Origin of the sequence: Paracidovorax sp. MALMAid1276 (assembly GCF_049198005.1) — a bacterium.
In the GTDB taxonomy this organism is placed as follows: domain Bacteria; phylum Pseudomonadota; class Gammaproteobacteria; order Burkholderiales; family Burkholderiaceae_C; genus Acidovorax.
The window spans coordinates 1-1,473 of the sequence record NZ_JBMIRS010000010.1 but is presented as its reverse complement, the minus strand read 5'-3'; the positions used below and the strand labels follow the sequence as shown (position 1 = coordinate 1,473).

The following is a 1,473-nucleotide window of genomic DNA, read 5'->3' as shown; positions in this document are numbered from 1 at the left end:
CCGCGCCAGTGCTGGGTTTGCGTACCGCCAGTTATTGCACTGAAAACAAGGGGACCCCAGCTTCAGCCGGTAGCGCCGGTCGCTGATGGCAAGCAAACCGCCTAAGGCCATCAGCAGGCAGCCGCCCCAGACCCAATCGACGAAAGGCTTGTAATAAACCCGCACGCTCCAGGCGCCGTCTGGCAGCGGCTCACCAAGCGACACGTAGACATGGCGCAACCCGTTGGCATCGATCGCCGCTTCAGTCATCGGCATGGTGGAGGTCGCATAGCTGCGCTTTTCAGGGTGTAGCAAGCGCAAAACTTTGCCGTCCTGCGACAGCTCCACGTCGCCCACGGCGGCCACATAGTTGGGTCCCTGCGCCTGACGCACACCGAGCAGCCTGAAGTCGTATCCACCCGCGCTAATGATGTCCCCCGGTACCATCCGTACATCTTTTTCCGCTTCATATCCCATAACCAGCGTAACGCCGGCCACGAATACTCCAATTCCCAGGTGCGCGATGTGCATCCCGAGCCAGCTGGGCGGCTGCGCAAGCAAGCCGCTGCGCGTGGTGCGCACGCGTTCGGCGACGGCGGCAACCACACTCGCCATAATCCAAGAAGCAAGCGCCAGTCCCATCGCGGCCAGCGGCGACCAGCGGCCCAACGCAAAAGGCAGGCCCACACCAGCTAGCAAAGCGACGATTGCCGGCACTCGCAGGCGCTTGAGCATATTGCCGAGGTCCGCGGCTTTCCAGTGCGCTAGTGGCCCCACTGCGATAAGCAGCAGCGCCGGCACCATCAACGGAACGAATACAGCATTGAAATACGGGGCGCCGACCGACAGCTTGCCCAAACCGAGCGCATCGACAAACAACGGGTAGAGTGTGCCGAGAAGCACCGAAGCGGCGGCGACAACCAGCAACACGTTGTTGACCAGCAGCAGCGATTCCCGCGACACCAACTCGAAGCGTCCGCCCAGGCCGACCTTGGGCGAGCGCACGGCAAACAGGAATAGCGACGTTCCCACCACCAGCCCCAGCAGCATCAGGATGAATATCCCGCGGCGCGGATCGGTCGCGAACGCATGTACCGATGTCAACACGCCGGAGCGCACCAGGAAGGCGCCCAGCAGCGCGAGCGAAAACGTGCAGATGGCGAGCAATACGGTCCAGTTCTTGAAGCTGCCCCGCTTTTCTGTTACCGCCAGCGAATGGATCAACGCCGTGCCGACCAGCCACGGAATGAAGGAAGAGTTCTCGACCGGATCCCAGAACCACCAGCCGCCCCAGCCTAGCTCGTAATAAGCCCACCAGCTTCCCAAGGCAATGCCGAGTGTCAGAAATATCCATGCGGCCGTTCCCCAAGGCCGCGACCAGCGCGCCCAGGCGGGGGTCTCCTCGTTTTCAGTGCAATAAGTGACGGTACGAAAAGCTAGCACTGGCGCGGAGGTGGTGTTGGTAGATCGTTGATTTCATTGACTTTCCTGTTC

General features: G+C 61.5%; 1 pseudogene. It reads right to left on the bottom strand.

Annotated elements, in window-relative coordinates:
- A pseudogene (locus ACOQFS_RS00110) lies at positions 1–1,371 on the bottom strand (heme lyase CcmF/NrfE family subunit); the annotation flags it as partial.
- Positions 1,372–1,473: the final 102 nt, after the last annotated feature.